At 72.0% G+C, this 24,094-nt stretch carries 22 protein-coding genes; 5 read left to right on the top strand and 17 right to left on the bottom strand.

The features are described from left to right. Positions 1-2: 2 nt before the first annotated feature. From dnaK to OIC96_RS07600, 4 genes are all read right to left on the bottom strand, one after another. Positions 3-1,874, bottom strand: a complete 1,872-nt coding sequence (gene dnaK, locus OIC96_RS07585) for a molecular chaperone DnaK (RefSeq protein WP_330308628.1) — start codon at positions 1,872-1,874, stop codon at positions 3-5. Between the two features lie 143 nt (positions 1,875-2,017). Continuing rightward, complete coding sequence (locus tag OIC96_RS07590) at positions 2,018-2,446, bottom strand: OsmC family protein (RefSeq protein ID WP_327433289.1); 429 nt, start codon at positions 2,444-2,446, stop codon at positions 2,018-2,020. A gap of 106 nt (positions 2,447-2,552) precedes the next feature. Continuing rightward, positions 2,553-4,358, bottom strand: coding sequence for a vWA domain-containing protein (locus OIC96_RS07595; RefSeq protein WP_330308627.1), 1,806 nt, complete (start codon positions 4,356-4,358; stop codon positions 2,553-2,555). Between the two features lie 67 nt (positions 4,359-4,425). Then, a complete protein-coding gene (locus OIC96_RS07600) occupies positions 4,426-5,487 on the bottom strand; it encodes an ATP-binding protein (protein ID WP_330308626.1) in 1,062 nt (353 codons plus the stop codon). A gap of 151 nt (positions 5,488-5,638) precedes the next feature. Between OIC96_RS07600 and OIC96_RS07605 the strand changes: the two genes are divergently transcribed. Next, entirely contained in the window at positions 5,639-5,884 is a 246-nt protein-coding gene (locus OIC96_RS07605) for a hypothetical protein (protein ID WP_330308625.1), read from the top strand. Between the two features lie 41 nt (positions 5,885-5,925). On the opposite strand, the gene OIC96_RS07610 is transcribed toward OIC96_RS07605, so the two are convergent. Together OIC96_RS07610 and OIC96_RS07615 are read right to left on the bottom strand one after the other, a co-directional pair. Continuing rightward, positions 5,926-7,998 carry a phage holin family protein gene (locus OIC96_RS07610; protein WP_330308624.1) on the bottom strand — a complete coding sequence of 691 codons (2,073 nt, stop codon included), beginning with the start codon at positions 7,996-7,998 and terminating at the stop codon, positions 5,926-5,928. A gap of 104 nt (positions 7,999-8,102) precedes the next feature. Beyond that, on the bottom strand, positions 8,103-8,582 hold the full coding sequence (locus OIC96_RS07615) for a hypothetical protein (RefSeq protein WP_330308623.1): 480 nt from the start codon (positions 8,580-8,582) through the stop codon (positions 8,103-8,105). 84 nt (positions 8,583-8,666) lie between these two features. Between OIC96_RS07615 and OIC96_RS07620 the strand changes: the two genes are divergently transcribed. Beyond that, a complete protein-coding gene (locus OIC96_RS07620; RefSeq protein ID WP_330308622.1) occupies positions 8,667-9,440 on the top strand; it encodes an MBL fold metallo-hydrolase in 774 nt (257 codons plus the stop codon). 70 nt (positions 9,441-9,510) lie between these two features. Next, the gene (locus OIC96_RS07625; RefSeq protein ID WP_330308621.1) at positions 9,511-10,137 is read left to right on the top strand and encodes a DedA family protein; all 627 of its coding nucleotides are present in this window, start codon (positions 9,511-9,513) and stop codon (positions 10,135-10,137) included. A gap of 84 nt (positions 10,138-10,221) precedes the next feature. On the opposite strand, the gene OIC96_RS07630 is transcribed toward OIC96_RS07625, so the two are convergent. The 6 genes from OIC96_RS07630 to OIC96_RS07655 form a co-directional block, all read right to left on the bottom strand. After that, positions 10,222-11,346, bottom strand: coding sequence for an MBL fold metallo-hydrolase (locus OIC96_RS07630; RefSeq protein ID WP_330308620.1), 1,125 nt, complete (start codon positions 11,344-11,346; stop codon positions 10,222-10,224). After that, a complete protein-coding gene (locus OIC96_RS07635) occupies positions 11,343-12,590 on the bottom strand; it encodes an aminotransferase class I/II-fold pyridoxal phosphate-dependent enzyme (RefSeq protein ID WP_330308619.1) in 1,248 nt (415 codons plus the stop codon). The genes OIC96_RS07630 and OIC96_RS07635 overlap by 4 nt, the downstream gene beginning before the upstream one ends. A gap of 218 nt (positions 12,591-12,808) precedes the next feature. Continuing rightward, complete coding sequence (locus OIC96_RS07640; RefSeq protein WP_330308618.1) at positions 12,809-13,504, bottom strand: hypothetical protein; 696 nt, start codon at positions 13,502-13,504, stop codon at positions 12,809-12,811. A gap of 197 nt (positions 13,505-13,701) precedes the next feature. Beyond that, complete coding sequence (locus tag OIC96_RS07645) at positions 13,702-14,280, bottom strand: TIGR03086 family metal-binding protein (RefSeq protein WP_330308617.1); 579 nt, start codon at positions 14,278-14,280, stop codon at positions 13,702-13,704. Beyond that, positions 14,277-14,519, bottom strand: a complete 243-nt coding sequence (locus OIC96_RS07650) for a DUF6158 family protein (protein WP_330308616.1) — start codon at positions 14,517-14,519, stop codon at positions 14,277-14,279. The genes OIC96_RS07645 and OIC96_RS07650 overlap by 4 nt, the downstream gene beginning before the upstream one ends. 213 nt (positions 14,520-14,732) lie before the next feature. Beyond that, entirely contained in the window at positions 14,733-16,352 is a 1,620-nt protein-coding gene (locus OIC96_RS07655; RefSeq protein ID WP_330308615.1) for an ABC-F family ATP-binding cassette domain-containing protein, read from the bottom strand. A 397-nt stretch (positions 16,353-16,749) separates the two neighbouring features. On the opposite strand from OIC96_RS07655, the gene OIC96_RS07660 reads away from it, so the two are divergent. Both OIC96_RS07660 and OIC96_RS07665 read left to right on the top strand, forming a co-directional pair. Continuing rightward, a complete protein-coding gene (locus OIC96_RS07660) occupies positions 16,750-17,571 on the top strand; it encodes a class I SAM-dependent methyltransferase (RefSeq protein WP_330308614.1) in 822 nt (273 codons plus the stop codon). A gap of 58 nt (positions 17,572-17,629) precedes the next feature. Then, positions 17,630-17,983 (top strand): VOC family protein, encoded by a 354-nt coding sequence (locus OIC96_RS07665; RefSeq protein ID WP_330308613.1) that lies wholly within the window; start codon positions 17,630-17,632, stop codon positions 17,981-17,983. A gap of 266 nt (positions 17,984-18,249) precedes the next feature. Here OIC96_RS07665 and OIC96_RS07670 read toward each other — a convergent pair whose 3' ends face one another. The 5 genes from OIC96_RS07670 to OIC96_RS07690 form a co-directional block, all read right to left on the bottom strand. Next, positions 18,250-20,223, bottom strand: a complete 1,974-nt coding sequence (locus OIC96_RS07670; protein WP_330308612.1) for a DUF5107 domain-containing protein — start codon at positions 20,221-20,223, stop codon at positions 18,250-18,252. 87 nt (positions 20,224-20,310) lie between these two features. Then, positions 20,311-21,207: an arginase family protein gene (locus OIC96_RS07675; RefSeq protein WP_330308611.1), complete on the bottom strand. Its 897-nt coding sequence runs from the start codon at positions 21,205-21,207 to the stop codon at positions 20,311-20,313. Between the two features lie 103 nt (positions 21,208-21,310). Continuing rightward, positions 21,311-21,859, bottom strand: coding sequence for a GNAT family N-acetyltransferase (locus tag OIC96_RS07680; protein ID WP_330308610.1), 549 nt, complete (start codon positions 21,857-21,859; stop codon positions 21,311-21,313). Between the two features lie 25 nt (positions 21,860-21,884). Continuing rightward, positions 21,885-22,133, bottom strand: a complete 249-nt coding sequence (locus tag OIC96_RS07685; protein WP_330308609.1) for a DUF1049 domain-containing protein — start codon at positions 22,131-22,133, stop codon at positions 21,885-21,887. A gap of 77 nt (positions 22,134-22,210) precedes the next feature. Beyond that, positions 22,211-24,001 carry a CocE/NonD family hydrolase gene (locus tag OIC96_RS07690; RefSeq protein ID WP_330308608.1) on the bottom strand — a complete coding sequence of 597 codons (1,791 nt, stop codon included), beginning with the start codon at positions 23,999-24,001 and terminating at the stop codon, positions 22,211-22,213. Positions 24,002-24,094: the final 93 nt, after the last annotated feature.

Raw genomic sequence — 24,094 nt, forward strand, 5'->3', positions numbered from 1 at the left:
CTTCAGGCGGTGCCGCCGTCCTTGGGCCCCCTGTCCTCGTCGACAATCTCGGCGTCCACCACGCCCTCCTCGTCGCCCGGGGCCTGCTCGGTGGGCGGCTGGTCCTCCGGGGGCGTCTGCTGGGCCTGCGCGTACATCGCCTGCCCCATCCGCTGGCTGACGGTGGCCAGCTTCTCGATGCCGGTGCGCAGGGCGGCCGTGTCGGTGGCGGTGTCCTCCAGGAGCCGTTTCAGGTCGGCTGCCGCGGACTCGACCTCCGTCTTCGTGTCGGCCGCGATGCGCTCCTCGTTCTCGCGGACGAACTTCTCCGTCTGGTAGACGAGTTGCTCGCCCTGGTTGCGGGTCTCCGCGGCCTCACGGCGCTCGCGGTCCTCCTCGGCGTACTGCTCGGCCTCGCGCATCATGCGGTCGATGTCGTTCTTGGGGAGCGCGGAGCCGCCGGTCACGGTCATCTTCTGCTCGCGTCCGGTGGCGAGATCCTTCGCGGAGACGTGCATGATCCCGTTGGCGTCGATGTCGAAGGCGACCTCGATCTGCGGCACCCCGCGCGGCGCGGGCGGCAGTCCGGTGAGGTCGAAGACGCCCAGCTTCTTGTTGTACGCGGCGATCTCGCGCTCGCCCTGGTAGACCTGGATGCCGACCGACGGCTGGTTGTCCACGGCGGTCGTGAAGATCTCCGAACGCCGGGTCGGGATCGTGGTGTTGCGCTCGATGAGCTTGGTCATGATGCCGCCCTTGGTCTCGATGCCGAGGGACAGCGGGGTGACGTCGAGGAGCAGCACGTCCTTCACGTCTCCCCTGATGACACCCGCCTGGAGGGCCGCGCCGAGCGCCACGACCTCGTCCGGGTTGACGCCCTTGTGCGGGTCCTTGCCGGTGAGTTCCTTCACGAGGTCGGTGACGGCGGGCATGCGCGTGGAGCCGCCGACCAGGATCACGTGGTCGACCGCGGAGAGCTTCACGCCCGCGTCCTTGACGGCCTGGTGGAAGGGGGTCTTGCAGCGGTCGAGCAGGTCGGCGGTGAGTTCCTGGAACTGAGCGCGCGTCAGCTTCTCGTCGAGGTGCAGCGGGCCTTCGGCGGTGGCGGTGACGTAGGGCAGGTTGACGGTGGTCTCAGAGGCGCTGGACAGTTCGATCTTGGCCTTCTCGGCGCCCTCGCGCAGCCGTTGCAGCGCCATCTTGTCGTGGCCGAGATCGATGCCGTACGACGCCTTGAACCGCTGGGCGAGGTGCTCGACGATCCGCTGGTCCCAGTCGTCGCCGCCGAGCCGGGTGTCGCCGTTGGTGGCCTTGACCTCGATGACACCGTCGCCGATCTCCAGGAGCGAGACGTCGAAGGTGCCGCCGCCCAGGTCGAAGACGAGGACGGTCTGCTCCTCGCCGCGGTCGAGCCCGTACGCGAGCGCGGCGGCCGTCGGCTCGTTGATGATCCGCAGGACCTTCAGGCCCGCGATCTCGCCCGCCTCCTTGGTGGCCTGGCGCTGCGCGTCGTCGAAGTAGGCTGGCACGGTGATCACGGCGTCCGTGACGTCCTCGCCGAGGTAGGCCTCCGCGTCCCGCTTCAGCTTCTGCAGCACCCGCGCGGCCAGCTCCTGCGCCCGGTAGCGGGTGCCGTCGATGGCGTCCTTCTCCGGAAAACGCCAGCTCACGTCGCCCATGTGCCGCTTCACGGAGCGCGCGGTGCGCTCCACGTTCGTCACCGCCTGCCGCTTGGCGACCTCGCCGACGAGCACCTCGCCGTTCTTGGCGAAGGCCACCACGGAGGGCGTGGTGCGCGCACCCTCGGCGTTGGCGACGACGGTGGGGTCGCCGCCCTCCAGGACGGCCACCACCGAGTTCGTCGTACCGAGGTCGATCCCGACCGCACGTGCCATGTCCGTCCCCTTCCGCCAGGGCTCTGCCCGATCTCCAGCACAAATCTTGAGTGGCTGGTTGTCAATGGGACGGGGTCGCGTAAAGGAGCGCGCATGACGATGCCGCGCCCCCTCGGGGAAAGCGCGGCATCGGCGTACGAGCGTCAGGCGAGCTTCGCCGTCAGGGTGATCGTCGTGCCGGTCAGCGCCTGGCTGACCGGGCAGTTCTTCTTGGCGTCCTCGGCGGCCGCGAGGAAGGCGTCCTCGTCGATGCCGGGCACCGAGCCCTCGACGGTGAGGTGGATGCCGGTGATGCCCTCGCCGGGCTGGAAGGTGACATCGGCGGAGGTGACGAGCTTGGTGGGCGGGGTGCCGGCCCCCGCGAGGGCGTGCGAGAACGCCATGGAGAAGCAGCTGGAGTGGGCTGCGGCGATCAGCTCCTCGGGGCTGGTCTTGCCGTTCGCGTCCTGGGCGCGCGACGCCCACGTCACCGGCTGCTGGGCGATGGCGCCGGAGGAGTCGAAGGTGACGACGCCCTTGCCCTCGAGCAGGTTGCCTTCCCAGACGGTGTGTGCAGAGCGCGTGGTGGCCACGGTGAATCCCTTCAGTGAGGTCCCGTTTTCGGGGTCCGTACCCACCATCCGATCACAACCTGGCCCGGCGCACGCGCAAGACAGGTCACGGCATCCCGAAGACAGGTCACCGCACCCGGAAGACGGGCCCGCGCGCGGTGAACGGCAGCCGCGCGTCCTGCGGGATCAGATACGCGTGCTCGCGCCGCACCCTCAGTACATCGCAGTAACCGTCCGTGATCACCAGGACGGGCGCGCCGGGCGGGAAGTCGTCCGCGCGGTGCAGCAGGTCGATCCCGGGCTGCAGCACCGTACCGCCGCGCCCGTGCACGCGGACGCGTCCGGCGATCTCCGTGACCGGCAGATATCCCGCGTCGTGCGGGGCCGCGTCGCAGAAGACGACGCGGGCGGCCGGTACGTCGCGGGCCTCGGCGTACGAGGCGATGGCACCCAGCGCCTTGCCGAGCAGGGTGCGGTCCATGGAGCCGGAGGTGTCGAGGACGACGCCGAAGGTGCAGCGGGCGATCTCCTCGGGCGGGAAGTAGCGGCCCGCGCGCGGGATGTCGGGGGTCGCCGCCTGGCGGCGCGCGGGGCGCGCGTACGTCCGTACGGGCTCGGGGCGGGGCACGAACTCGTCGAACCAGCGGGCGAGTTGGGCGTCCCAGGGCAGCGGAGGATGGCTGAGCGCGCGGATCTCCTCCACCAGACCGCCCGGCAGGAATCCGCGCTCCAGCTGCTGGTGCAGGTCGAGGCCCTGGCCGAGGCCCCGGCGGTAGAACTCGTCGAGGTCGACATAGTCGCGCGGCGAGCCGAGCGGTCCGCCGAGGATGTCGCCCGCGCCCTTGCCGCGCAGCGTGGACAGGCGGCGCATCCGGCGCAGGTCGCCGGCGATCCGGTCGTAGACCTCCTCCGCCGACAGGTCCTTCAGCTCCGGGTCGTGCAGCAGCCCTTCGGGCATCGTGCCGACCTGCATCTCGCACAGCCAGCCGTTGATGACGTAGTCGGCGGCGACGTTGAAGAGATACGGGTCGCGGGTCCCGCAGCGGTCGCCGTGGCGCAGGGCGGCGTGCAGCATCTCGTGGGCGAGGACGAACCGCCATTCCTCGGCGTCGAACCGGCACAGCGGGTTGACGTAGATCTCGGCGGCCTCCGGGTTGACCGCAGCGATCGAGATGCCGTGGGCGCGGGCGAGTTCGGCGTCGGCGACGAGGGTGATGCCGGCCGCGACGCCGCCGAGCAGCGGGTAGGAGGAGATGAACCAGCTCAGCGCCTTCTCCCAGGGCTGCAGCCGGGTGGGTCCGCCGCGCATGGACGCGCGGCGGCCGCCCGCCATGTCCATCGCGGCGGCCATGGTGCGGGTCAGGGCGTGCGCGAAGGCGATCTGCCAGTCGGGCGGGGAGCCGCCGATCCAGTTGTTCCACGGCACCAGCAGCTGGTCCGGCTCGTCGCGTCCCGTGCCGCAATGGTCGTACCGGGGCGGGATGCCGTCGCGGCGCCAGCGCGCGGCGAGCTGCTCCTCGTCGCCGTCCGGGTAGGAGTCGGGCAGGTCCTCGGGGGTGAGCCCGATCGGGAAGCCGAGCAGGAAGCGGTTGACCACGACGCAGCGGGCGGCGAGGTCGAACCGGTCGGGCTGTACGCGCTCGCCGACCGCGGCGGGGACGTGCCCGAAGCCCAGATGAATGACGGCGTGCGCGATGGCCCAGGCCCAGGCGGCCGGCTCGGCGCGGCGGGTGGGGTGGACGTGCAGGACGCCGTCGGAGTCGACGCACACCAGACCGGCGCGCGGCGCCCTGACGCAGTCCTCCTGCCGGCAGGTGCTGAACCCGATGGCGGCCAGCGCCCGATTGGCCCGCACCAGCCGCATCCCCTCCGCGAACGCCTCGGCGGCGGGATCCGGCTTGGCCGCGGTCGCGGGCTTACGGGGGCGGCTCATCGCGGGGCTCCGACGGACGGCCGGATCAGCCTGTCCGGCGTTTGAGGACGAGCGCGCAGCGCCCCGCTCATCGCCGGGCCTCCACCAGCCGCGGCATGTCCCGTGCCGCCTCGACCAGGAACCACGCGGGCAGTACGGGGTTGCCGTCGGTGTCGGCGGCGATCACGCTCTGGGCGACCTCGACGGAGATCTCGGCGAGCTGGACGAGCAGCGACTTGGCGCGGAACGCGGTCTGGCGGCCGTTCTCCGAGAGGTGCTCCTTGCTGGCCGGCAGCTCTTTGACGAGGCGGCCGCGGAAGGACTCGGCGAGGTAGTAGAGCAGATCGCGGTCCTCCGGGCGGCCGGGCCAGCGGGCGTCACCCTTGATGATGGCCTCGATACCGAACCGGCTGCGCACGATCTTGACGTAACCGCAGAAGGCGACGGCGTGCGCGGGCGTCAGCGTGCCGTGCGCGATCACCTTCAGGGTCGCCTCGTCGAGGGCCGGCCCGAAGGAGCGCAGCGCGTCGGAGAGCATGTGCCAGGAGCGGGGCGTGGAGAAGGGTTCCTCCGTCTTCGGCGGCTTGGACCACAGGTGGTCGGGCCGGTCGGTGAGGTGGTCCAGGACCCAGGGGTGGATGTCGTTGGAAGCGGCCCAGACGAGCCAGTCCTTCGGGGACGCCTCCAGGTGTACGTGCGCCAGACGGTTGACCAGCGCCGAGGCGATCGGGCGCGCCAGCGCGTTGTCGGTCGCACGGTTGCCCGCGCCGATCACGATGGAGCCCTTCGGCAGCTCGTAGTTGCCGATGCGGCGGTCCAGGATGAGCGAGTAGAAGGCCTTCTGCACATCCGGCGTCGCCGCGTTCAGCTCGTCCAGGAACAGGCAGTACGGCTCGTCGCGGGCGATCGCCTCCGGCGGGCAGAACACGGACCGGCCGTCGCGGATCTGCGGAACGCCGATGAGGTCCTCGGGGGCGAGCTGGGTGCCGAGCAGGCTCACGCACTCAAGTCCCAGCGATTCGGCGAACTCCCTTACCAGGGAGGACTTTCCGATGCCGGGGGCGCCCCAGATGAAGACCGGCCGCACGGTCGCGAGACCGAGCAGCAACTCCGGTATACGGGCGGGAGTGACGGTGACGGCTGCCTGCACGCAGCGGCTCCTTGGAGGTGTTCGAGAGGGGCCCGCAGGTGTGCGGTGTCCGATACGAACAGTGTGGGCACCGAAGTCCGTTCACCGCAGCCCATTTTCCGGCGCGCGGGACTCCCCGCGTACCACCGGAGCAGCTGCCCCCGAGCGACCGGTGGGGCGCCATGCCGCCCAGCTGAGGCTGGTCCAGCATCTCGCCGTGGTGGGCTCCGACGAGCAGCGCTCCGCCGCCGAGATCCATGAGCGGCTGGAGATCCGGGACGTGCCGGGCACGCTCCAGATCGGCTACGAGATCGAGGGCAACGAGGCCTACCCCGCGGCCCGCAAGCTGATCGAGATCGGGCAGCGGGACAGCAGGTACAAGACGCGTCGCTGGGTGGTCGCACCACTGGCCCGGTAGTCAGGGGCAAGGCCGTACCCCGGCGATCGGGGGCCGGCCCGTCAGGCGGCACGCTCGTTCGGGCGTGCCGCCAGCGGTACTTGGGGGCCGTCGCACTCGCGCAGCCACCGCCGCAGTACGTGGTGGATGTGCTCGGCGCCGACGAGTCCGGTGCCCTCCGCGGCCGGCACCGAGAGCGCCACCGGCGAGAGCAGGAACGGCCGCGCCTGGGACCCGCCGAGTCCGCCGTGCGAGCCGATCTGCTCCTCGAAGGCGAGGACTTCGCCCTCCTTGGGGTCGTACCAGGAGTTGACCATGATGTCGGCCGCGTGCGGGAACGAGTGCGTGCGGCGTACGGCGTCGGCGGCACCGGGGCCGAAGTCGGCGAGCGGGCCCGGGTGTTCGTCGTCGAGCTCGTCCACCGGCACCGCCGCGCCGTGTGCGCCGAGCACGAGCCCGCCGTGCTCCTCGCTGCGCACGAGGACGAAGCCGACACCGGGGTGGTTGGCGAGCGTCGACAGCAGCGCGGGGTGGCGCCGGTCGATCTCCTCGCGGCTCATCCGGTGCGGCACATCGGGGAAGGAGACCAGGCCGAGGTTGCCGGAGGCCAGCACGATGGGCTCGGAGCCGCGCGAGGGGCGGTGCCGCTCACCGCCCTCCTCGACCGGCCTGCGCAGTGCGGCCCGTACGGCGGCCCGCGCCTCGGCACCGCTGTGCGTGCGCTGCGCCCTGCGCGGCACGGGCAGCCCGCAGCCCGCGCGGACCAGATTGCCGAGGGTGAGCCCGTAGCGGGCCAGGAAGGTCTCGCCGGGGCTCTGGCCGTGGTCCGACAGCAGCACGATCCGGTACGGCCGCGGGGCGTGCTCGGCGACCTTCGCGATCAGCGCGAGGGAGCGGTCGAGGCGCTCCAGGACCTTCTCGGCGTCGCGGCTGTACGGTCCGGAGTGGTGCGCCACCTCGTCGTACGCCACCAGGTCCGCGTAGACCGCGTTGCGCCCGGCGAGCATGTCGCCGATCACCGCGGCGACGACGACGTCCCGCTCGACGACGGTCGCGAAGGCGCGGACGAAGGGGTAGAGCCCGCCGCGCTTGACGCGTGGCCGGCGCTTCTTGAAGCGGGCCCAGGTGGACTGGCCCATCTCCCGCAGCACCTCGGCGACGAAGGACATCGCCGTGCGGACGGCGTTGGCGGGGTCGGAGAAGTACGCGAAGTAGCCGGCCCGCGAGCGGTTCTCCTTCCCCCTCCTCGCGGCGATGGACAGTACGAGGGCCAGCTCGTCGGCGCCGCCGCTGAAGAGGTTGCCGCGGCTGGCGCCGTCGACGGTGAGCAGTCCGCCGTCACCGGTGTGCTCGATCGCGCGGCGCTGGAGTTCGGCGGCGCTGGTGGGCCGGTTGCAGACCATGACCTCCTGACTGTCCTTCTCGTACCAGCGGAAGGCCGGGACATCGTGGTTGCTGCCGTGCAGGATGCCGAGCTGGCTGGCGCCGGTCTGACTGGACCAGTCGGTGCGCCAGGGGGTGAGCCGGTGGGTCGGACGCCTGCCACCGAGCCAGGCCGCCACGGTCGGCATGAGCCCCTTGGCGATGGCACCCTCCAGGACGTCGTGGCCCACGCCGTCGAGCTGGAGGAAGACGGCGCCGGGGGTCGCGGGCCCGGCCTGTCCGTCGGAGCGCCTGCGGCGCCGGTCGGCGAGCCGGTACAGCCTGCGCCGGTAGGCGTCGTCGTCCCGTACGGCGAGGGCACCACCGGTGGCCGAGGCGACGGCGGACATCACGGCGGCGACGACCACGGCTGTCTCGGGGGCGACCTCACTCTGCCCGGAGGGGGTGATCCGCAGGGCGATCAGCAGCAGGGAACCGTTGAGGAAGAAGACGAGCAGCCCGAGCACCAGGGCCGGCACCAGCAGCAACGCCCTGACCAGCAGGGGCCACACCAGCGACGACAGCAGACCGAAGACACCCGCTGCCGCCGCCGCGGTGACGGCGATCTGCGTGGCGCTGTCCCCGTTGTCCGACTGCAACTGGAAGTCGGGCAGTAGGCCGGCGAGGACGAGCATCGTGACCGTGGACACGGCCCACACCGCGATGCTCCGCCACACTCCGCTGAGGATCCGCCGCCAACGTGCTCCACCCACGCCCCGTCCACCTCACGTCCGGGCCCGCCCGGTGCGCGAGGCCTGCTCCCACCCTGTCACAACGGGCGGGAGGGGCCGTGTGTCTCCCGTTACCGGAGTGCGGCTCAGCGGCCGTCGTACCCGGCCGTCGGCATGGACAGGCGGCGGTGGACCCGGGCCTTCATCTGGGCGTCGTACGACGGTTCCGCGCAGCCGACCGTCTCGACCCGTACGCCGCGGCGCACGCACTCGGCGGTGAACTCGTCGACCGAGGCGAGGGCGCGTTCCAGCACGCGTCGGCTGGGTGCGACGAAGAGATCGACGAGGCCCGCCTCGACGTCCGCCCACAGGGTGCGGTGGTCGGGGCGCAGACCGCGGACGAGGAGTTCCCGCGTGACCACGTAACCGCGTTCGGCGGCCCAGCGGGCGCACATGGCGTGCTGGCTGCGGGAGTCGACCAGGAAGGGATCCGCGTCCAGTTCTTCCAGGGGCGTCAGGCTCGCGATCGCCGTCACACGAAGCGACGGGGGGCGCGACGGCGGACCGCTCTGGTCGAGCGAGCAGTTGAGGGCGTGCGTGCCGGAGGCACCGCGCGCGTCTCCCATGGCGTCCCCCTCACCTCCGGGTTTCGCCGCCGACCCTACTCCTGCCCGTAGGCTCGGGGGGAGTCGCGCGAAGGAGGCAAAGAGGTGCCGGTGGAGATCACCTGGTGGGGGCACGCCACCTGCACGGTCGAGGACTCCGGAATGCGCCTGCTCACCGACCCGCTCTTCGCGCGCCGGCTCGCGCACCTCCGGCGCAGGCGCGGGGCGCCGCCCCCGCCCCGGGCGGCGGTCGCCGACGTGGCGCTCGTCTCGCATCTGCACGCCGACCATCTGCATCTGCCGTCGCTGGCGCGGCTCGCGCCCGGCACCCGGCTGATCGTGCCGAAGGGCGCGCCGCGTGCGGTGCCCGGGCTGCGCAGACTGGACCATCTCCAGCTCATCGAGGTGGCGCCGGGCGACCGGACCCAGGTCGGTGACCTGGTCGTACGCACCGTGCCGGCGCGGCACGACGGACGGCGGCTGCCCGTCGGACCGCACCGCTCCCCCGCCGTCGGATATGTGATCGAGGGGGAGGCGCGCACGTACTTCGCCGGGGACACCGGGCTGTTCGCGTCGATGGCGGAGGAGGTCGGACCGGTCGACGTGGCGCTGTTGCCGGTGGGCGGCTGGGGACCGTACCTGGGCGAGGGACACCTCGACGCGGGGCGCGCCACGCAGGCGCTCGCCCAGCTGATGCCGCGCAGCGCCGTGCCGGTGCACTACGGCACGTACTGGCCGATCGGGATGGACGCCGTGCGCCCCCACGAATTCCACGCGCCGGGCGAGGAGTTCGTGCGCCTCGCCGCCGAACGCGCGCCCCAGGTCGCGGTCCACCGCCTGGAACACGGCGAGAGCGTACGCCCGGAGGTCGCGAAGTGACGTTCCCGTCCAGCACGTCCGCCGAACCGGACGCCACGCACGGCCCGGGCGCCCGGCCGGAGGCCGCCCGGTGACCTTCCTGACCGTCGCGGCCACGACCGCGCCGCCGGAGTCGACGCAGCAGTCGATCGGGTACCTGTCCCTCTTCCTGCTGGTGCTGATCGGTGCGCTCGTGCCGGTCGTGCCGACGGGCGCCCTGGTGAGTTCGGCGGCCGTGGTGGCCTTTCACCGGTCGGCGCCGTTCTCCCTGCTGCTGGTCTTCGGGGTGGCGTCGCTCGCCGCGTTCCTCGGCGACATCACGCTGTACTGGCTCGGTCAGCGCGGTATGCGGTCCAAGAACGGCTCGCGCTGGCTGGAGACCCTCCGTGACCGCGCCCCCGAGGACCGTCTGGCCCAGGCGCAGGAGAAGCTGCGCGACCACGGCATCGCGGTCCTCGTCCTGTCCCGCCTCGTCCCGGCCGGCCGTATCCCGGTCATGCTCGCCTGCCTCCTGGCGAAGACGCCCTTGCGCACCTTCGCCCGGGGCGACGTCCCCGCCTGCCTCGCCTGGGCGGCCACCTACCAGGTCATCGGCATCCTCGGCGGTTCCCTCTTCAGCGAGCCGTGGGAGGGCGTGGTCGCGGCGGTGGCCCTGACACTGGCGATCAGCGTGACGCCGAGCCTGTGGCGCAGGGTGCGCAGAACGGCGCCTCGGTAACCGCGGGTTCGGCTGCGCCCCGTCAGGGGCGCGGGGAACCGCGCGAGCAACCCAGGACGACCCGCGGCCACCCACGCACGGCAATCACCCCAGAACCCGAGAACCCCCCACCGGCAGATCCCACAGATCCCCCCGCGCCAGCCCCGCCCGCTCCCAGGCGGCACGCACCCTCGCCAACGGTTCCAGCACCGGCTCCGCCGACAGCACGAACGTCCCCCAGTGCATGGGAGCCATCCGCCGCGCCCCCAGATCGACGGCCGCCCGCACCGCCTCCTCCGGATCGCAGTGGACGTCGCTCAGCCACCACCGAGGGTCGTACGCCCCGATGGGGAGGAGGGCGAGGTCGATGCCCGGGTAGTGTCGGCCGATGCGGGCGAACCAGTGCCCGTACCCCGTGTCCCCCGCGAAATACACCCGCCGGCCGTCGGGCGCCGTCAGCACCCACCCGCCCCACAGGGTGCGGCAGGTGTCGATGAGGCTGCGCTTGGACCAGTGGTGCGCGGGGACGAAGTCGAAGCGGACGCCGCGCAGTTCGGCCGCCTCCCACCAGTCGAGCTCGGTGACCTGGGTGAACCGGCGGCGCCTGAACCAGCGGCCGAGCCCGGCCGGTACGAACACCGGGGTGTCGCGCGGGAGTCGGCGCAGGGTCGGCGCGTCCAGGTGGTCGTAGTGGTTGTGGCTGATGACGACCGCGTCGACGCGCGGCAGCGCGCTCCAGGCCACGCCGACCGGTGTGATCCGGGCCGGGGTGCCGAGGATCTTGCGGGACCAGACCGGGTCGGTGAGGACGGTGAGCCCGCCGATCCGGACCACCCAACTGGCGTGCCCCGCCCAGGAGACGGCGACCGTGCGCGCGCCCACCTGGGGCAACGGCTCCGGTTCGAACGGCAGCGAGGGGATGTCGGCGAGTCCCTCGGCGCCCGGCCGCAGCGCGCCCTCGCGGGCGAACCTGGCGAAGGCCCGCAGTCCGGGCAGCGGCGCGGTCAGCCGTTCCACGAAGGACCGCGGCCAGTTACGCCGCTCGCCGAGCGGACGGGGCTCGGCGAGCGGACCGGCGGGAACGAGGGGACCGGCGGGAAGGAGAGGAACGGCAGGAACGAGAGGAACGGCGGGAGTTGTGTGCCCGGCCGCCGCCGGGCTCGAAGAGGACGCCGGATCGTCGGCGTCCTGGGTCGTCGTGCTCGTGGTCGACTCGGACTGCTGCGTCATCGAGGAGGCTCCCATCGCTGAGCGTCGTCGCGGAGATCGTCGAAGGCCGACCCCAAGAGGGTCAACGCGCGTTGCACATGCGGCAGTTCCAACGGCGCGGGTGACGTGAGGCATTCCGCCCGCTCCTCGTCCGTCGCGCCGAGCAGCGGCCCGGTGCCCAGGCGCACCCGGAGCGCCGCGAGGTCGTCGCCGAACCGGTGCCCGCCCGGCGCGGGCATGCCGAGCCGGGCGGTGAGGAAGTCCTCCAAGTCCTGGGCGTCGCCCACGCCGTGCGCCCCGAGCGCGGACCGGAGCGGGCCGAGGTCGACGTACAGATGTCTCCCGGCCTGCGGGGGCCGCGCGAGGGCGCCCGCGCCGACCACCGCGTGGTGCGCGGCGGCGGCCACGCGCGCGTGCAGGCGTACGGCGGAGGTGAGCCGTTCGGTGATGCCGGCGGGCTCGCCGAGCGCGTACGCGGCCGCCGCGGCCACCGGCGTGGCGACCCGAGCGCCGAGCACGGTCAGCACGTCGAGGACCTGGGCGCGCAACCGGACCCCGGAGTCGTTGTCGGGGAAGCGGGCGACGGCGGCCGGCCAGCCCTGCGGCAGGAAGGCGCCCGCCAGGTCCGTGATCACGGTGACCTCGCCGGGGAGCATCTCGGCGGGGCTGAGCAGCACCGTGCCGTGCGGCCGGTGCAGGGTGTCGCGCCAGGTCTCGTCGCTGACGACGTGCAGCCCCTCGTCCATCGCGGCCTCGACCGTCTCGTGGACGACCTCGGGCGGCGCGACGGTGGCGGTGGGGTCGTCGGCCACGGAGAGTACGAGCAGGCGCGGTTCACCGCCCTCGGCGCGGACTCTGCGGACGGTCTCCAGGAGGGCGTACGGGTCCGGGATGCCGCCGCACTCGGCGGGTGTCGCCACGTGGAACACGGTTCTGCCCAGCAGGCGTGCCTGCGGCGCCCACCACGCGGCGCACGGACGGGGCACGAGGACGTCGCCGCCGAGCGCGCCGGTCAGCGCGAGGAGCAGCGCGGGGGCGCCGGGTGCGGCGGCCACCCGGTCGTGCGCGGTGGGCAGTCCGCGCCGGCTCCAGTAGGCGCAGGCCGCGTCGAGGAGGGCGGGGCCGCCGCCGGAGGGCTCGGCGTCGGCGCGGTCCGCGGCGGCGGCCAGCACGGAGCGGAGTTCCGGCAGCACGGGCAGGCCCTGGCCGGGAAGGGGCGGGCCGTAACGGACGGGGCCGTGCCCTTCCGGATCCGTCCGCCGCATGCGTGCCTCCGCGCAGTCCGTGGTGCGTACCGTGCCCTGCTCCGGTGCTCCCGCCTCCGTACGGTCTCCGGTGCCCCTGTCCCGTCGTACAGCTCTTCTTGCTTATGCCTCATCCGTGTCCTGGTACATCTCGTACGGTTCCGCTCGCGCCCTCGGCCTCTCCGTACCCACGGTTCGGCCACCCCATGGGCACCCGTCGGGTTGTGCCCGTCACAGCGTCAACTGTCTGCTGACGTGTCCTTGTGGCGCAGCCGGTGGACGGCCGCGCCCAGCGCGCCCGCGATCAGGACGCTTCCGGCGACCAGGGCAGGCACGGACCCGGTGAAGGCGCCGCCCTCGCCGGCGTGTACCCCGCGCTGGACGGCCGGGGGCCGCTGGACGGCCGGGGGCCGCTGGACGTCCGAGGGCCCCTGGACGTCCGAGGGCCCCTGGACGTCCGAGGGCCGCTGGACGTCCGGGGGCCATTGCTCGATGCCGCTCGCGGCTTTGGTGCCACGGGCCACGGTGTACGAGGCCTTCCACGGCTTCCTCTCGCCGCCCGGGGGCACGGGGCACGCGCCGTCGACGCCCCACTCCGGCTCGGGGCCCATCGCGTCGGAGTCGTCGTCGACGTTCTCCCCGGGCGGGATACGGGCCGTCCCGCGGTAGGCGGCGCCCGCCGCGCTCTCGGTGTCGCCCTGCACGCGGCTCAGCTGGACCTTGCCCTCCTCGAAGCCCTGCGAGGTGGCGTCGATGAAGTCGGGCGGGGCTCCGCCGGTCGCGTCGCAGGTGACGGAGATGGTGAGGGTGCCACCGGGCTCGACGGAACCCGGGCTGACCTCGGCGTCCGGATCCGCGAACGCGGCCGACGCGGCGGCGCCCACGGCGGCACCTGCCAGGGCGGTGGCGAACAGGGCACGGGCGGTACGGCGCATGGGCTGGGCTCCTTCGGCGGGCGGCTTTCCCGAGGGGCACGGCCGTCGTGCCCCCGGGGCCCATCACAGCCCGCCCGGCGGCGCGGCGCGCGCGGCCGGACACCATTCGCGGGACACAGACGCCCGAGCGGGTGACGCCAGGGAGACGGCAGCCGCCGGCCGCGAGGGCGGACACACGCGACCCTCTTGCTCGCCGGCTAAGGCTCACGTCCCAGCAGGCACAGCAGCTCGGTCTGAACATCGGCGCCGGGCGGCGGCTCCACCGGCGCGGCGAAGAGCCCGCTCTTCGCGAGGTCGGCGGCGTACGGGGCGACCTCGCGGACCGTGAACTCCAGGAGGTCGCCCGGCAGCCGCTCGTCGGCGCCGATCGCCCGGGACAGATCCCAGGCGTGCACGGCCAGGTCGGTCACCAGCTGAGCGCAGTAGAAGGCGGCCGTGGTGTCGGCGTACGAGAGGTGGACGACGCGGTCGAGCGCGTCCGGCGCGGTGAAGGCGGCGCGGGAGGCACGGGCCGACGCGTCCCAGGAAGCGGCCGGATCGGGGCCCACCACATCGCCGTCGAAGGTGTCGCCGATCGCCTCGACGGTGACTCCGTCGCGGACCAGCGGAGTCACCCACAACTGCTCGGAGACCAGATGGTTGACGAGGTCACGCACCGTCCAGTCGACGCAGGGCGTGGGAGCGTCCCACTGGTCGTCCCGGACCGCGTGGACGCGGTCGCCGAACAGGTCGAGGGCCTGCGCGTGCCGGGTGAGCAGCGGGTTTGTGGCGGTCATGCCGACGGTGCCCCCGCCGGTCCCCGCTCCCGGGCTCCGTCCCTCGTACGGCCCGCGAGGATGGGGCGGCGCGGGTGGCGGCGCAGATACTCGCCCTCCAGCGTGGCCATGCGTTCGTTGTGGGTCCGCAGCGCGTCGTTCGAACCGTGGAGCAGCGTGTCGTGGCGTGTGCGGTGGATGGTCTCCAGCTCTTTCATCAGCTGCTGGTCGTCCAGCCGGCCCGGGTCGACTCCGGTCATGGTGGCACCCCGCTCGTCGTGTCCTCGGTGCGGTCCGCGTACCCGCCCTGCAAGCAGTACCCCGAGCGGCGTCCGGGAGGGAGCCATGGATCTCACCTGTCTCCCTCCACTCTACGAACATCCGGGGCCCCTGGCCTCCCTACGCGTCGACCCGTCCCGTCACAGACGTACGGCGGAGGAGCACCGGCCCGAAGGCCGCTGCACAGGACCTGGCTAACGGGCCCGTTCCACCCGGCGCTCGTCCCACACCGGCTCCTGGGTCTCACGTACGCGACCGTCGGAGCCAAAGACCAGGTAGCGGTCGAAGGAGCGGGCGAACCAGCGGTCGTGGGTGACGGCGAGGACCGTGCCCTGGTATGCCTCCAGGCCCTCCTGGAGGGCCTCCGCGGACTCCAGGTCGAGGTTGTCGGTCGGCTCGTCGAGGAGCAGGGCCGTGGACCCCTCCAGCTCCAGCAGGAGGATCTGGAAGCGGGCCTGCTGTCCGCCGGAGAGCTTCTCGAAGCGCTGCTCGGCCTGCGCGGTCAGCTCGTAGCGGCGCAGCCGGGACATGGCGGCGCCACGGTCCTGGGCGTGCTCGGTCCACAGGATGTCCAGGAGCGCGCGGCCCTGCAGCTCCGGATGGGCGTGCGTCTGCGCGAAGTGGCCGGGCACGACGCGGGCGCCGAGCTTCCACTCGCCCGTGTGCGCGACGGTGTCGCCGGCGAGCAGGCGCAGGAAGTGCGACTTGCCGGAGCCGTTGGAGCCGAGCACGGCGACCCGCTCGCCGTAGAAGACCTCCAGGTCGAACGGGTTCATGAGACCGGTCAGCTCCAGCCCCTTGCAGGTGATGGCCCGTACGCCGGTGCGCCCGCCGTGCAGCCGCATCTTGATGTCCTGCTCGCGCGGCGGCTCCGGAGGCGGTCCGGCCTCCTCGAACTTCCGCAGCCGGGTCTGCGCGGCCTGGTACCGGGACGCCAGCTCATGGCTGATGGAGGCTGCCTGCCGCAGATTCAGCACCAGCTTCTTCAGCTGCGCGTGCTTCTCGTCCCAGCGCCGGCGCAACTCCTCGAACCGCGCGAACCGCTCCCGCCGCGCCTCGTGGTACGTCGAGAAGCCGCCGCCGTGCACCCAGGCGTCGGCGCCCGCGGGACTGGGCTCGACGCTGACGATCTTCTCCGCGGCCCGGGCCAGCAGCTCCCGGTCGTGCGACACGAAGAGAACGGTCTTGCGCGTCTCCTTGAGCCGCTCCTCCAGCCAGCGCTTCCCCGGTACGTCGAGGTAGTTGTCCGGCTCGTCGAGCAGCAGCACCTCGTCGGTGCCACGCAGCAGGGCCTCCAGCACGAGCCGCTTCTGCTCGCCTCCGGACAGCGTCCGCACCAGCCGCCACTGCGCCTTGTCGTACGGGACGCCGAGCGCGGCCATCGTGCAGATGTCCCAGAGCGTCTCGGACTCGTAGCCCCGCACCTCGGCCCAGTCGGACAGCGCCTGCGCGTACCGCAGCTGCGCGGCCTCGTCGTCCACGGTCATGATCCCGTGCTCGGCGGCGTCCACGGCCTTCGCGGCCTCCCGGATCCGGGGCGGCGCCACGGAGACCAGCAGCTCCCGTACGGTCGTCTCGTCCCGCACAGACCCCACGAACTGCCGCATCACGCCCAGCCCGCCCGTGACGGTGACGGTCCCCCCGTGGGGCTTCAGCTCCCCCGAGATCAGCCGCAGCAGCGTCGTCTTACCGGCTCCGTTGGGCCCCACGAGGGCCACGACGGCCCCTTCCCCCACCCGAAACGACACATCGCCGAGCAGCGCCCTCCCATCGGGAAGGTAGTACTCAAGATGTGCGGCTTCGAGATGTCCCATGGGGAGGCATTCTCCGGGGAGCCGGGGGCACGGGGCAAACGCGTATTCGCCTGGGGGCTGCGCCCCCAGACCCCCCTGAAAGATTGCGCCGTTCCCCGCGCCCCTGAAGAGAGTCGTCTGCGGGACGGTGGGGGCTGGTCGCGCAGTTCCCCGCGCCCCTAAACAACCGGCGGCCCGCCCCAGGTGCCTTTAAGGGGCGCGGGGAACTGCGCGAGCAACCCCCACCGGCCCGCACCGGACACAGAACCCCCGGGGGCAGGCATTCGAGGGTCAAGTCACCGAAGCGGAGGGCGAAGTGGCACTTCAAGCGCGTCCATATCGCAAGACACAGGTCTCACTATTCGACATGCGAGCGTACGGTGATGGGTAACCGACACCGGCGAGAAGGGGAACGGTCATGTCGAAGTCGCAGGAGACCGCCGTCTACACACACGGCCACCACGAGTCCGTGCTGCGCTCACACACCTGGCGCACCGCCGCCAACTCGGCGGCATACCTGCTCGACTCGCTGAAGCCCCACATGAAGATCCTGGACATCGGCTGCGGCCCGGGCACCATCACCGCCGACCTGGCGGAACTGGTCCCCGACGGACACGTCACGGGCGTCGACCACGCACCGGCGATCCTGGACCAGGCCCGGACCGCGGCAGCCGAACGCGGCCTGGACAACATCGAGTTCGCCGTCGCGGACATCCACGCGCTGGAGTACCCGGACGACACCTTCTGCGTGGTCCACGCCCACCAGGTACTGCAGCACGTGGGCGACCCGGTGCAGGCGCTGCGCGAGATGTACCGGGTGACCAAGCCGGGCGGGTTCATCGCCGTCCGCGATGGGGACTACTCGGCCATGACCTGGTACCCGCAGTCGCAGGGCATGACCGACTGGCAGGACCTGTACCTGCGGGTCGCCCGCGCCAACGGCGGCGAGCCGGACGCGGGCCGCCGTCTCAAGTCGTGGGCACTGCCGGCCGGCATCCGGGACATCACAGCCACCTCAAGCACCTGGACCTTCGCAGCCGAGGACGAGCGCGACTGGTGGAGCGGCCTGTGGGCGGACCGCACCCTGGCGTCGGCGTACGCGGAACGCGCCACGGAGGGTGGTCACGCGACCACGGAGCAGCTGCGTGCGGTGTCGGACGCCTGGCGGGAGTGGGGTCGGCAGGAGGACGCCTGGTTCTCGGTCCTGCACGGAGAGATCCTCTGCCGCAAGGAAGTCTGACGGACCCGTCCGAGCGAAGCGATCTCCTCCCCCGCACGGCCCAACTAGGCTTCTGCGTATGGAGATTCTGGGAGCCACGCTGCGTATCTGCGTCGACGACCTGGAGGCCTCGGTCCCCTTCTACGAGAGACTGACCGGCGGGCGTGCCCTCCGCTTCGAACGTGGTGGCGTCTCGGTCGCCGCGGTCGGCTTCTTCCTGCTGATGAGCGGGCCTGAGGCCGAGCTGGACATTCTCCGCAAGGTCGCCGCCACCATCGCCGTCAAGGATGTCGACGAAGCCCATCGCGTTCTCAGCGAATCGGGGGCCCGCATCCTGGCGGGGCCGGTGGCGACGCCGGTGGGGCGCAATCTGATCGTGATGCATCCGGACGGGGCGGTGTTCGAGTACGTCGACCGCCAGGCCACGCAGTAGCCAACGCGGTTCTTCGCCCCCGCCGCCCCTACCCGTCCCATCCTTCTGGGGCTCCGCCCCAGACCCCGTTCGGTTGTGTGTCGGCTGCGGGCCGGTGGGGGCCGTTCGCGCAGTTCCCCGCGCCCCTGAAGGCGCGGGGCTTGTCGCGCAGTTCCCCGCGTCCCTTAAGGGGCGCGGGGAACTGCGCAATCTTTTAGGGGGGTCTGGGGGCGCAGCCCCCAGGGATGGGACGGGTAGGGGCGGCGGGGGCGAGGAAACCCCCGCGTTCACTCACGCGGCGGCCGCATCCGGAACTCGTACCGCTCCGGCAGCGGCTCATCCGTAACCCGGGCCCACAGCTCGGAAATCACCTCGGCCCCCTCCCTCAGATCCGCAACCTCGAACCCCGCATCGAAGACAGCCCGCGCCACCCCCACCTCCCCCTCCGCCACCAACAACTGCGCCTCGATCAACCGAAATCGCCCCCGCCCGCGCGTAGCGGGCCGCAACCGCTCCCACACAGCCCGCGCATCCCCCACCCGCCGCACAGCAAGCAGCGCCCCGATCGCCTCACGCCCCAGCGCCGCCGTAGCCGCGGTCCACACCACACCGTCATCCCGCCGCTCCCGGCACAGATCGTCGAACGCCTCGGCGTACCGGTCGGCGGCCCGCTCCCGATGGCCCGCCTCCTGGTCGGCGACGGCGAGACAGCGGAGCAACGGCCAGAGGGACGGGGCGAGTTCGAGCGCTCGCTCCCAGCTCCGTACGGCCTGCGCCAGATCACCCGCGTGCCACTGGGCCACTCCGAGGTGGTACTCGGCGAGCGGTGCGGCGGGCGCGGTCTCCAGCATGTCGCGCCAGTGCGAGGCGACCAGGGTCTCACCGGGCGGCCCGACCCGCCGAGGCTCCGGAAACGCACCCGACCGCAGCAGCTCATGCCACGGCGCCTGCGCCTCACCGAGGGTGGACTCGTCGAAGGGCGTACCCGGCAACTTGTAGGAGGCGCGCAGCACTTCGAGCGCGCCCCAGCCGGATCCGACGGCGAGCACCTCACCGGGCTCGGTGTCGGCGTACGGCACCCAGGCGGCGTACGCGGCGTCGACGTCACTCCGGGGCAGGGCGACCTGGAGCCGGTCCTCGACCTCGGCCCGCGCCGCCTCCCAGTCCGCGCCGTGAACCGCCGCCGCGTTCCCGGTCAACGGCCCGTACGCCTCAAGCCAGGACACCTCGCTCTCCGCGTCCAGCCGCACATGTTCGAGCTGGGTGCGCGCGAGCCCGGCCTGGATCTCGCAGTATCCGCCGGTTCCCGGCTCGGTCAGCCACTCCTGCCAGCGCCGTCCTCCAGGGCCTGAGCCCCAGACGAACAGCTTGCGCCCACGCAGCACATCGGTGGACGTCTGCACGAGCCCGTCGCCCGCGTCGTCGAGCGCGGCGATCCAGCGCCGCCGCCCGTCGGGCACCTCGTAGAAGTAGTCGGCGGGGAAGGTGCTGTTCAGGGGGTACGTCCGGTCGACTTCCTCGTACGACGGCACGGGCACGCGGCGCAGTCGGCGCTCATAACCGAAGTGCCAGGCCTCCTCGGCCGGTGCCAGCACTCTGCGCTCCTCGGGCACCGCGATGTTGGACCACCAGTACACGGGCGCGGGCTTCTCGTGCGGGTTGCGGACGCGTACGCCGACGTACAGGAAGTCGGAGCCGTCCGGCAGCCACAGGTCGACCTGGAAGGGGAGGTCGCGCAGCCGCTCCCACTCCCAGAGGCGGAGCATCTCGCCGCCGTCGGGGGCGGGGACGCGGGCGGCGTGGACGGGCGAGCAGGACAGGGTGGTGTGGCCCGTCGCGCCGATGTTCCACTCGATGCCGCCGGAGAACCAGGCGCCGTTGAGGGCGAAGCAGGCGGGCTGCAACACCGGGTTGCGGTAGAGGAGTTCGCGCTGCGAGGGCTTGTGGAAGAGGGAGACGACACGGCCTCCGTAGCCGGGCAGCACGGTGGCCCGGAGCCGGTCGTTCTCGATCACGATCGCATCGGTCTCGCGGGGCGCCCGCTGTCTGTCGTACCCGTCGCGGATGCGCTCCGGCAGGACACTGCGCAGCGGCTCGTACCCGATCTGCCGGGCCATGTCGCCGGGCAGGCCCTCGCGGTCGCGTTCATCGATGCGATGCGTCTCGTCGAGGGGCCGCAGCGGCGGCAACGGGTTGTTCGGACCCAACTCGGCGGCGGGAAGCGTCAGTACGTCACGTCGGATCGTCGTCACGACGACCATGGAACATGGCCATCGAGGAGCTGACCAGGGTCTCCGCTCGTCAGGATCCGGTCAGGATTCCGCAAAGCCGAAGACGGCGAGGTCCGGTCAGGACTCCGCGAGGGCGGCGACGACCAGGTCCGCGAGCAGCGCGCCCGCCGTGCCCTCCGGGTCCAGATCGGGGTCGTAGATGGTGATGTTGAGTCCGACGCAGTGCGGGGAGCGCACCAACGGGCGCAGCAGCGCGAGGAGTTCGTCGGGGAGCAGTCCGTCGGGGTCCGGGCTGTCGACGGCGGGCATCACGGACGGGTCGAGACAGTCGGCGTCGAGGTGGACCCAGAAGCCCTCCAGGTGCGGGAGTTCGAGGGTCCCCACGGTGGCCCGCGCGATCGCCTCCGCGCCCCACTCGCGCAGTTCGCCGACGGTCACCGTAGGGATCTTCAGCGCGGCGAGCTCGTCCCGCTCGGTGTCGTAGTCGCGGATGCCGAAGAGGCGTACGTCCTCGTCCTGCAGATAGGGCTTCAGCCCTTCGAGGTTGGTGAGGTCGTCCTGTCCGCGGCCGGTCGCGAGGGCGAGTTCCTCGCCACCGGCGGCGCCGATCCGGTCCGAGTTGCCGGGGTGGCGGAAGTCGGCCGACCCGTCGACGGCGGCGAGCCCGAACCGGCCGATGCGGCGCAGCGCGAGCGAGGCGCCGAGTTGGATGGAGCAGTCGCCGCCGAGGACGACGGGCAGGTCACCGGCGCGGACGTGGTGCTCGATACGGTCGGCGAGTTTGCGGGTGTACGTGGCGATGGCGGCCGCGTTGAAGACCCCGTCGCCCTCCTGCCAGTCGCCCCGGTCGTAGCGCGGCGGCACGACCACTCCGCCTTCCAGGGCGCCGAGCCTCTGCACGATCCGCTGTTCTCGCAGCGCGCCGGCGAGCTTGTAGCAGCCGGGGACGGTGCCGGGCGCGGGCGGGCGCAGGCCCAGGTTGGAGGGGGCGTCCAGCACCACGATGTTCCGCATGGGTTCATCCTCACCCACGAGGAGGCCGACGGGAAGGGCCTTCCAGTGGGACCGGTTGGCCGGGTGGCCGGGTGGCCGGTTGGCCGGGTGGCCGGTTGGCCGGTCAGCCGTTGCGGACCATCTCCGCCGTGATCGCCCACCGCTCGTGGTCCCGCCAGGCCCCGTCGATATATATGAAGTCCGGCGAGAAGCCCTCAAGGCGGAAGCCGCAGCGCCGGGCGAGCGCGAGGGAGGCGGCGTTCCCCGGCTGTGCGTTGATTTCGAGGCGGTGCAGCCCCATCGTGGTGAAGGCGTACCGCACGACGAGCCCGAGCCCCTCGGCCATCAGCCCGCGTCCGGCGGCGTGCGCGAAGGCGCCGTATCCCAGTGCCCCGCAGAGGAAGCCGCCCGCGACGATGTTGTTGATGTTGATGAACCCGGCGATGCCTCCGCCGTCCCGTTCGCAGACGAGGAACCCGGCCTTGGTCGGATCCTGGATGAGCCGGCCCGCGTACGCGGCATAGGCGTCGGCGCTGCCGGGCGGAAAGAGCCACGGCTGGTGCAGATCCTTGCTCTCGCGGGCCCGCGCGGTGAACTCGGCACCGTCCTCGTGGGTGAAGTGCCGTATACCGACACGAGGGCCTTCGGCGAGGTAACCGGCATTCTCAGACATCCCGTCACCCTACGCGAACGCGTCTTCAGCCTCGGCGCTTCATGGCGTACGCCCCGCACAGCCCGCCGATCACCCCGGTGCCGAGGAGTGCCATCCACAGCGGCATGGTCACTTCCGGAATGAGCAGCCGGATCTTGGTACTGCGGGTGTTCTCGAAGACGAAGATCAGGGCAAGGAGGGCCAGCGTGACGACACTGACCCTGCCGGGCGTCAGCAGCCCGCCGCGGCTCTTCCCACCGCTCGCGCCCACACTCTCGGAGGTCTTCGGACTCATGCGCTCAGCATGAGTCGCGAGGTGCCGGCACGCGCGGTGGGAGGTTCCTCCGGGTGACCCGGATCGACGGGGGCGTTTCAGCCCCCGACGACCGGCAGCTCCAGGGTGCCCGTGTCCCCGGGCGCGCTGGTGACCGTCACCGGCTTCACTCCCTTGTTCCCGAGGTACGCGTCGTCACTGGCGGCGACGACGAACTGGAGCCGGTGCCCGGCCTCGTACCGGTGCACGATCCCGGGCAGCGTGACGGTGAAGCTCTTCGTGACGTCCGGCACCCGCACGGGCGCCACCAGCCGGTGCACCAGCGTCTTGGTGCCGTCGGGTGCCACGTCGTACAGCTTGGCGAAGAGGACCAGTTTGTCGGCGGCGTTGTCGGAGTTCTGCACGCTCTCGGTCGCCGGCGACACCACCTTCAGCGTGGCCCGGGGCGCGCCGACCACGTCGACCGCCCGGGTCAGGGGCTCGCTCGTCCAGCCGAGGTAGGTGCCCTCGGTGTCGTACGGCGCCGGATCCGGCAGTCCGACGATCCCGGCCAGGGAGCTCTCGGAGTGGCTCGTGGGCACCAGCCAGTTGCGGTACTCCCGGCTGCCGCGCGCGACCTGCTTACGGTTGTCGACGAGCTTGCCGTCTCCGGAGAGGTAGAGCTTCTGGCTGAGCGCGGGTACCCGCCGGGCCGTGGCGTAGGTGTGGTCCGGGTCGGCGATCCAGTCGCGGTAGTAGGCGAAGGCGGGGCCCGTGTCGACGCCCTTGCGGTGCTGGAGATAGCGGTCGAACCAGGCGAGGATCCGACGGCCGACGTAACTCGTCTCCAAGTTGCCCTGGCCGAGGTTGAGTTCACCGGTCGCCGGGTCGGTGAGCCCGCCGCTGTGTCCCCACGACTGCCAGATCATCTTCGTCGTGACGCCCTGCGCCTTGAGGGTCTTGTACGTCGCTGTCGCCTCGTTGAGATTGAAGAGGCTGTCGGCCTGCCCCTGGACGAGGAGGGTCGGCGCCTGCACCTTGCGCAGATACGAGACGGGCGACACGCTGCGCGCGTAACTGAGCAGCGGTCCGGTCCTGGCGGCCGGATAGCTCCCCGAGTTCAGGGTCCGGATCGTGTCGCAGGCGTCGCTCACGAAGTGCAGGCAGGTGAGGGAGTTGATCCGGGAGGGGTCCAGGTTCGCCGCGGTCAGCGGCTGGCTCTCGCCGATCAGGTAGAAGCCGTTGGTCCACTGCCACTTGTAGGCACCGGGCACATCACGGCTGCCGGCCGCGTTGTTGGGGTCCAGCGCGTACGCCAGGTCGTTCCAGGTGATGAGCGGGACGAGCGCGTCGACTCGGTGGTCCACGGCGGCCGTGGCCATCTGGACGGCGCCCCCGTACGAGCCGCCGATCATGCCGACGCGGGGGTCGCCCTTGCCGTCCCGGGTGACGTAGTCGGCCTTCGTGCCGTCGTCGGCTGCCCGCGTGCCCGCCAGGAAGTCGACGAGCCGGGACGCGGCCACGCCGTCGATGCGCGGGTCGTCGAGCGAGATCAGACAGCCCGACTTGCCGAAACCGAGCCCCGAGTAGACGAGCCCCACATAGCCGCGCGCCGCGAACGCCTTGCCGATCGCGTCCGTCGAACCGTCCGACTTGCTCCCGCCGAAGCCGTTGGTGGCGAGCACGGCGGGCGCGGTGTGCTCGCGGTCCACGCCCGCGGGCCGGTACAGATCGGCGTCGACGGTGCAGGTGCGGCCACCGGCCTGGACCGTGAACTTCAGTGCGGTGACGGTGTACTGGCCCGTGGCCGAGGCGGGCGGCGCGGTGAGCGCGAGCGGTGCGGCGAGCGCGGCACCGAGGGCCAGGGCGAGCGAGGCACGGGATCTGGGCAGACGCGAGCGACGGGACACGTAGACCTCCACGCTGAGGACAACCCGACTACTGGCTGGTAAGTACCGGCCGGTAGTCATGCTGTGACACGTGTCAGGCAGCGGTCAATCACC

It is taken from the genome of Streptomyces sp. NBC_00775 (genome assembly GCF_036347135.1).
GTDB classification, from domain to species: Bacteria; Actinomycetota; Actinomycetes; order Streptomycetales; family Streptomycetaceae; genus Streptomyces; species Streptomyces lutosisoli.

Coding starts and splice junctions, on each gene's coding strand:
- OIC96_RS07640 (WP_330308618.1), bottom strand. CDS start 13,504: ATGCGCCGTACCGCCCGTGCCCTGTTCGCCACCGCCCTGGCAGGTGCC.
- OIC96_RS07595 (WP_330308627.1), bottom strand. CDS start 4,358: ATGAGCCGCCCCCGTAAGCCCGCGACCGCGGCCAAGCCGGATCCCGCC.
- OIC96_RS07650 (WP_330308616.1), bottom strand. CDS start 14,519: ATGACCGGAGTCGACCCGGGCCGGCTGGACGACCAGCAGCTGATGAAA.
- OIC96_RS07635 (WP_330308619.1), bottom strand. CDS start 12,590: ATGCGGCGGACGGATCCGGAAGGGCACGGCCCCGTCCGTTACGGCCCG.
- OIC96_RS07660 (WP_330308614.1), top strand. CDS start 16,750: ATGTCGAAGTCGCAGGAGACCGCCGTCTACACACACGGCCACCACGAG.
- OIC96_RS07655 (WP_330308615.1), bottom strand. CDS start 16,352: ATGGGACATCTCGAAGCCGCACATCTTGAGTACTACCTTCCCGATGGG.
- OIC96_RS07665 (WP_330308613.1), top strand. CDS start 17,630: ATGGAGATTCTGGGAGCCACGCTGCGTATCTGCGTCGACGACCTGGAG.
- dnaK (WP_330308628.1), bottom strand. CDS start 1,874: ATGGCACGTGCGGTCGGGATCGACCTCGGTACGACGAACTCGGTGGTG.
- OIC96_RS07680 (WP_330308610.1), bottom strand. CDS start 21,859: ATGTCTGAGAATGCCGGTTACCTCGCCGAAGGCCCTCGTGTCGGTATA.
- OIC96_RS07645 (WP_330308617.1), bottom strand. CDS start 14,280: ATGACCGCCACAAACCCGCTGCTCACCCGGCACGCGCAGGCCCTCGAC.
- OIC96_RS07615 (WP_330308623.1), bottom strand. CDS start 8,582: ATGGGAGACGCGCGCGGTGCCTCCGGCACGCACGCCCTCAACTGCTCG.
- OIC96_RS07630 (WP_330308620.1), bottom strand. CDS start 11,346: ATGACGCAGCAGTCCGAGTCGACCACGAGCACGACGACCCAGGACGCC.
- OIC96_RS07670 (WP_330308612.1), bottom strand. CDS start 20,223: ATGGTCGTCGTGACGACGATCCGACGTGACGTACTGACGCTTCCCGCC.
- OIC96_RS07685 (WP_330308609.1), bottom strand. CDS start 22,133: ATGAGTCCGAAGACCTCCGAGAGTGTGGGCGCGAGCGGTGGGAAGAGC.
- OIC96_RS07675 (WP_330308611.1), bottom strand. CDS start 21,207: ATGCGGAACATCGTGGTGCTGGACGCCCCCTCCAACCTGGGCCTGCGC.